The organism is Stutzerimonas sp. S1, assembly GCF_025966695.1.
Taxonomy (GTDB): Bacteria; Pseudomonadota; Gammaproteobacteria; order Pseudomonadales; family Pseudomonadaceae; genus Stutzerimonas.
In genome coordinates this window covers 42011-48272 of record NZ_JAOEIY010000011.1, presented here as the reverse complement: position 1 = coordinate 48272, position 6262 = coordinate 42011, and the positions used below count along the sequence as shown (strand labels likewise).

Below are 6262 nucleotides of genomic sequence, written 5' to 3'. Positions count from 1 at the left end.
GAGGGACGCGACGATCTCGAAGGGCTGGGTGACCTTCTCCAGGTAGGCTTTCAACTGGGTCTTGAGATTGGTGTCCAACATGAGCAGCGGTACCCCGTATGGAATTCAGGAAATAAAACGCCCGGACGGTGCGCGTCCAGGCGTTGGGTTGGAAAGGCCGGTTACAGCCTCTCCAGCACGCAGGGCAGATAGGCGTAGCCTTAGATCTTGCCGACCAGGTCCAGCGAAGGAGCCAGGGTCTTCTCGCCTTCTTTCCACTTGGCCGGGCAGACTTCGCCCGGGTGAGCGGCGGTGTACTGAGCGGCTTTCAGCTTGCGCAGGGTCTCGGACACGTCGCGAGCGATCTCGTTGGAGTGGATCTCGACGGTCTTGATCACGCCTTCCGGGTTGATCAGGAAAGTGCCACGCAGGGCCAGACCTTCTTCTTCAATATGCACGTCGAAGGCGCGGGTCAGCTGGTGAGTCGGGTCGCCGATCAGCGGGAACTGAGCCTTACCAACGGCAGGAGAAGTTTCGTGCCAGACCTTGTGCGAGAAGTGGGTGTCGGTGGTGACGATGTACACCTCGGCACCGGCCTTCTGGAACTCGGCGTAGTTGTTGGCAGCGTCTTCGATCTCGGTCGGGCAGTTGAAGGTGAACGCGGCTGGCATGAAGATCAGCACGGACCACTTGCCCTTCAGGGATTCTTCGGTGACTTCGATGAACTTGCCGTTGTGGAAAGCGTTGACTTTGAACGGCTGGACTTGGGTGTTGATCAGGGACATCTGCTAACTCCTTTAGGGGTTCAGAAACTTTAACGGGGCCTACGATAACGCAACCAGCCGCATACGGTTAATTGATTAAGGGAATTACAAAGATAGCTTTTAACTATCAAAACCGCTTCCCTTCCATCACAGTGCATGCGCCCTGTGCAAAGACCGGCACCAGTGCTACGGGTTCACTTCGGGCCAAAAGGCTCTGATTGCCGCGACACCTTGAGCGCCCGCCCGCACAGCTCGCTGCAGATCGTCATGACCGAGTCCGCCCAGCAGATAGGCCGGTTGGTTGAAGCCTAGCAGCAACTCCGTGACACGTGCCCATCCCAGCGGAGATACGCCGGGATGGCTCGCGGTGGCCTGCACCGGCGACAACGTTACGAAATCTACACCCAGCAGCGTGGCCTGGGCCAACTCGCCAGCATCATGGCAGGACGCCGCCAGCCATCGTCCGGCTGCCAGTGGCCGCCCCTGCCCGATCTGGCGCCGCAACTGCTCGGCGGTGAGATGCCAGCCGGCCGCGGGAAACTCCTCCGCCCACTCCAGCGGCCCCTTGAGCATGAGCTGGGCACGCCCGCAACAAAGCGCCTGCACGTCTGCGGCCAGCGCTCGGTAACTAGCCTCCGTCAGGGCGGGCGCGCGCAGTTGGATCAACCGAATGCCTGCATCCAGTGCGCGCGTCAGGCCCTGCATCAGCTGCCGGGGGAGAAGGTTCTCCGGGGTTATCAGATAGTGCTGCGGCAACCGTGCCGCAGCGACGATCGGCCGATTCGCGGCAGGAAAGTGATAGCCGGGCAGGTCTTCAGGCTCGACCCATGCCAGCGGCTGGCCTTCGACACCATGTGGTTCGCCGGAAAATGCCAGCACCTCCCACACATCCAGCAGCACCTGCTTGTCCGGGTAGTCGTGGCGCACCTGAATCAGCGGGCGCGCTGTCGTCACGTCGATGCCGAGCTCTTCTCGCAGCTCACGAGCGAGTGCCGCCTCGACGGTTTCACCCGCCTCAACCTTCCCGCCTGGAAACTCCCAAAGACCGCCCTGATGCTTGTCGAGTGGACGCTTGGCGAGCAGGACACGATGGTCGGCGGATCGAATGACCGCCGCAGCGACATGGATTCGATGCATACAGCTTCCAGAAAACAAAAGCCCGGGCCACGCCAGCCCGGGCCTCAGTGATAGACGCCTGTCAGGTACGGTATTCGGCGTTGATCTTGACGTACTCGTGAGACAGGTCGGTAGTCCAGATCGTCTCGCTGCAGGTACCCCGTCCCAGCTCTATGCGGATGGTGATCTCCGCGCGCGCCATCACCGCCGCGCCCAGCTCCTCGGTATAGCTAGGCGAACGACCACCCTGACTGGCGATGCACACCTCACCGAGGAATACATCGATCTTGCTGACATCCAGGTTGGGCACTCCGGCGTACCCCACGGCGGCGAGGATGCGGCCCCAGTTGGGGTCGGAGGCGAACAGCGCGGTCTTGATCAATGGCGAGTGAGCCACGGCGTAGGCGACGTCCAGACACTCCTGATGGTTGCCACCGCCGTTGACCTGGACGGTGACGAACTTGGTCGCCCCTTCGCCGTCACGAACGATGGCCTGAGCCACCTCCATGAACACCTCGAACACTGCCTGCTTGAGCTTGGCGAACAGCTCGCCGGCAGGCTCGGTAATTTCCGGCAGAGCGGCTTGGCCGGTGGCGATCAGCATGCAGCAATCGTTGGTGGACATGTCGCCGTCGATGGTGATGCGGTTGAACGACTTGTTCGCCGCGTCGCGAACCAGGTCCTGCAGCACATCACGGGCCACCTTCGCATCGGTGGCGATGTAGCCGAGCATGGTCGCCATGTTCGGCCGGATCATGCCGGCGCCCTTGGAAATGCCAGTAACGGTGACGGCGACGCCCTCGTGCTGGAACTGCCGGCTGGCGCCCTTGGGCAGGGTGTCGGTGGTCATGATGCCGGTGGCGGCTTCGGCCCAGTGGTCGCTGTCCAGGTCATCCAGTGCGGCCTGCAGCGCAGCCTCGATCTTAGCGACTGGCAGTGGCTCACCGATCACGCCGGTGGAGAACGGCAGCACGGCAGACTCGTCGACCGAGGTCAGCGCAGCCAGTGCCGCGCAGGTATGACGGGCATTGGCCAGACCTTCCGAACCAGTGCCGGCGTTGGCATTGCCGGTATTGGTCAGCAGGTAGCGCACGTCGCCGTGCATGCGCTCGCGGGTGATGAGCACCGGCGCCGCGCAGAAGGCGTTGGTCGTGGTCACACCGGCTACCCGTGAGCCTTCGGCGCAACGCATGATCACCACATCCTTGCGCCCCGGGCGCTTGATGCCGGCGGAGGCGATACCGAGTTCGAAACCGGGGACCGGATGCAGCGTGGGTAAGGGACCAAGACCGACCGCCATGGATGCGCTCCTTCAGACATTGGACTGGCCCGCAGGCCAGGAAACAGGGAGAAAAACGCCGCGAGCGGCAAAGGCCGGTCGCGGCGCGGGTTTCACATGGGACGGTCCCGCTTACTGGACCTGCCCGTGGCAATGCTTGTACTTCTTGCCCGATCCGCAAGGGCAAGCCTCATTGCGACCGATCTTCGGCTCGGTACGCACCGGGGCTACGCCTTCGCTGGCCTGCGCGTCGGGATCGACCTCCTCCGACTGCTGCAGTGCTGACACTTCCTCATGCTGGAACTGCATGCGTGCGGCCAGTTCCTCCGCCTCGCGGCGCAGACGAGCCTCCTCCTCGGCCGGGTCTTCGCGACGTACCTGGACGTGGGAGAGCACGCGGATGCTGTCGCGCTTGATCGATTCGAGCAGCTCCTGGAACAGTGCGAAGGACTCGCGCTTGTACTCCTGCTTCGGGTTCTTCTGCGCATAGCCCCGCAGGTGGATGCCGTGACGCAGATGATCCATGGTCGACAGGTGATCCTTCCACAGATCGTCTAGCACGCGCAGGACGATCTGCTTCTCGAAGGTACGCAGCGCTTCGGCGCCGGCAAGCTCTTCCTTCTCACGATAGGCTTCGAGCAGTGCCTGCATGATTCGCTCGCGCAGGGTTTCCTCGTAAAGTTTTTCATCTTCGTCAAGCCACTGCTGCACTGGCAGACGAGTGCCAAAATCGCTGTAGAGCACGTCTTCGAGACCAGCGATATCCCACTGTTCGGGTAGCGACTGCGGCGGAATGTGCTGGCTGATCGCCGCGCTGAGCGCCTCTTCGCGGAACTCCGCGATGGTTTCGCCGATTTCGTCGGCCGCCAGCAGGCTATTGCGCATGTGGTAGATCACCTTGCGCTGCTCGTTGGCCACGTCGTCGAACTCGAGCAACTGCTTGCGGATGTCGAAGTTGCGGCCTTCGACCTTGCGCTGCGCCTTTTCGATAGCGTTGGTGACCATGCGATGCTCGATCGCCTCGCCAGCCTCCATGCCCAGCGCCTTCATGAAGTTCTTCACCCGATCGGAGGCGAAGATGCGCATCAGGTTATCTTCCAGCGACAGGTAGAAGCGGCTGGAACCCGGATCGCCCTGACGACCAGCGCGGCCACGCAGCTGATTGTCGATACGCCGCGACTCGTGACGTTCCGAGGCGATCACGTGCAAGCCACCCGACTCGATCACTTGCTGATGGCGCTTCTGCCAGTCGGCTTTGATCTGCGCGACCTGCTCCTCGCTGGGGCTTTCCAACCTGGCGACTTCCACTTCCCAGTTACCACCCAGGAGGATGTCGGTACCGCGGCCGGCCATGTTGGTGGCAATAGTCACCGCGCCAGGACGACCGGCCTGAGCGATGATTTCCGCTTCCTTCTCGTGATACTTGGCGTTGAGCACCTGATGGTCGATGCTCTCCTGGGCCAGCAGGCGGGAAACGTACTCCGAGCTTTCGATGGTCGCCGTACCGACCAGCACCGGGCGCCCCTGACTCTGGCATTCCTTGATATCGGTGATGATCGCGGCAAACTTCTCTTCCTGGGTCAGGTAGACCAGGTCGTTGAAATCCTTGCGCGCCAGCGGCTTGTTGGTCGGAATGACCACCACTGGCAGGCCGTAGATCTGCATGAACTCGAACGCCTCGGTGTCGGCCGTACCGGTCATGCCGGCAAGCTTGTTGTAGAGGCGGAAGTAGTTCTGGAAGGTGGTGGATGCCAGGGTCTGGCTCTCGGGCTGAATTTGCAGACCTTCCTTTGCCTCGATGGCCTGATGCAGGCCCTCGGACAGGCGACGACCCGGCATGGTGCGGCCGGTGTGCTCGTCGATCAGCAACACCTGGTTGTTCTGCACGATGTATTCGACGTTGCGATGGAACAGCTTGTGCGCGCGCAGACCGGCATAGACGTGGGTCAGTAGGCCCAGGTTGTGCGCCGAATAAAGGCTCTCGCCCTCAGCCAGCAAACCGGCCTGGGTCAGCATCTCCTCGATGTACTGATGCCCTAACTCGTTCAGCTCGACCTGGCGCGTTTTCTCGTCGATGGAGAAATGCCCTTCCTGGGTGACGACGCCCTCTTCTTCCTCGATGTGCTGCTTGAGGCGGGGGATCAGCTGATTGATCTGCTGGTAAAGCTTGGAGCTGTCCTCGGCCTGGCCGGAAATGATCAGCGGTGTACGCGCCTCGTCGATAAGGATCGAGTCGACCTCGTCGATGACCGCGAAGTTGAGCTCGCGCTGGTTCTTCTCCTGCAGGCTGAAAGCCATGTTGTCGCGCAGGTAGTCGAAGCCGAACTCATTGTTGGTGCCGTAGGTGATGTCGGCCGCGTAAGCGGCGCGCTTTTCTTCCGGTGGCTGGAACGGTGTGACAATACCAACGGTGAGGCCGAGGAATTCGTACAGCGGGCGCATCCAGTTGGCATCGCGGCGCGCCAGATAGTCGTTGACCGTGACCACGTGCACGCCCTTGCCCGCCAGCGCGTTGAGGTACACCGCCAGGGTAGCCACCAGAGTCTTGCCCTCGCCGGTGCGCATTTCAGCGATCCGGCCTTCGTGGAGCGTCATCCCGCCGATCAGCTGGACGTCGAAGTGGCGCATGCCCATCACGCGCTTGCCTGCTTCACGACAGACCGCGAAGGCTTCGGGCAGGATCTGATCGAGGGTCTCGCCTTTCTCGAGACGGGCCTTGAACTCTTCGGTCTTGCTCCGCAGTTGCTCGTCGGAGAGCGACAGCATCTGCTCTTCGAGTGCATTGACGGCCTGAACCGCCTTGAGCATGCGCTTGACCTCACGCTCATTCTTGCTTCCAAAGAGTTTCTTCAATAAAGGCGCAAACATATCGACAAAGACTTCCATGCTAGGGATGGAGGCACGACCGCGGGCCACCCCGCCGGCATGCAAAGCGGCCATTCTACTCGGAAACGCCTATGAGGAAAGCAGCACAACTGCGCAGCCTCGACATGCCGCCAATAGCGCGCAGTTAGCAACCGGATTACAACTTCTCAGCGCTGGCTGCGTGGGGAAAGCACCTACCAGGACGGGACCTGCAGGGCAGGGAACGGTCGGGCACAACCGTGCCAACACCCCGGTTCTG

At 61.7% G+C, this 6262-nt stretch carries 5 protein-coding genes; all 5 read right to left on the bottom strand.

The features are described from left to right. A partial coding sequence (locus tag N8H22_RS19785; RefSeq protein WP_264592192.1) for a hypothetical protein occupies positions 1-81 on the bottom strand: 81 nt, incomplete at its 3' end. 119 nt (positions 82-200) lie between these two features. Beyond that, a complete protein-coding gene (ahpC, locus tag N8H22_RS19780) occupies positions 201-764 on the bottom strand; it encodes an alkyl hydroperoxide reductase subunit C (RefSeq protein WP_041107447.1) in 564 nt (187 codons plus the stop codon). Positions 765-929: 165 nt separating this feature from the next. Further along, complete coding sequence (locus tag N8H22_RS19775) at positions 930-1880, bottom strand: Nudix family hydrolase (RefSeq protein ID WP_264592187.1); 951 nt, start codon at positions 1878-1880, stop codon at positions 930-932. 61 nt (positions 1881-1941) lie between these two features. Beyond that, on the bottom strand, positions 1942-3159 hold the full coding sequence (gene argJ, locus N8H22_RS19770) for a bifunctional glutamate N-acetyltransferase/amino-acid acetyltransferase ArgJ (protein WP_264592186.1): 1218 nt from the start codon (positions 3157-3159) through the stop codon (positions 1942-1944). A 111-nt stretch (positions 3160-3270) separates the two neighbouring features. After that, positions 3271-6006 (bottom strand): preprotein translocase subunit SecA, encoded by a 2736-nt coding sequence (gene secA / locus N8H22_RS19765; RefSeq protein WP_264592191.1) that lies wholly within the window; start codon positions 6004-6006, stop codon positions 3271-3273. Positions 6007-6262: the final 256 nt, after the last annotated feature.

Excerpts from the sequence above, each read along its gene's own strand:
- argJ (WP_264592186.1), bottom strand. The coding sequence starts at position 3,159 with ATGGCGGTCGGTCTTGGTCCCTTACCCACGCTGCATCCGGTCCCCGGT.
- secA (WP_264592191.1), bottom strand. The coding sequence starts at position 6,006 with ATGTTTGCGCCTTTATTGAAGAAACTCTTTGGAAGCAAGAATGAGCGT.
- N8H22_RS19775 (WP_264592187.1), bottom strand. The coding sequence starts at position 1,880 with ATGCATCGAATCCATGTCGCTGCGGCGGTCATTCGATCCGCCGACCAT.
- ahpC (WP_041107447.1), bottom strand. The coding sequence starts at position 764 with ATGTCCCTGATCAACACCCAAGTCCAGCCGTTCAAAGTCAACGCTTTC.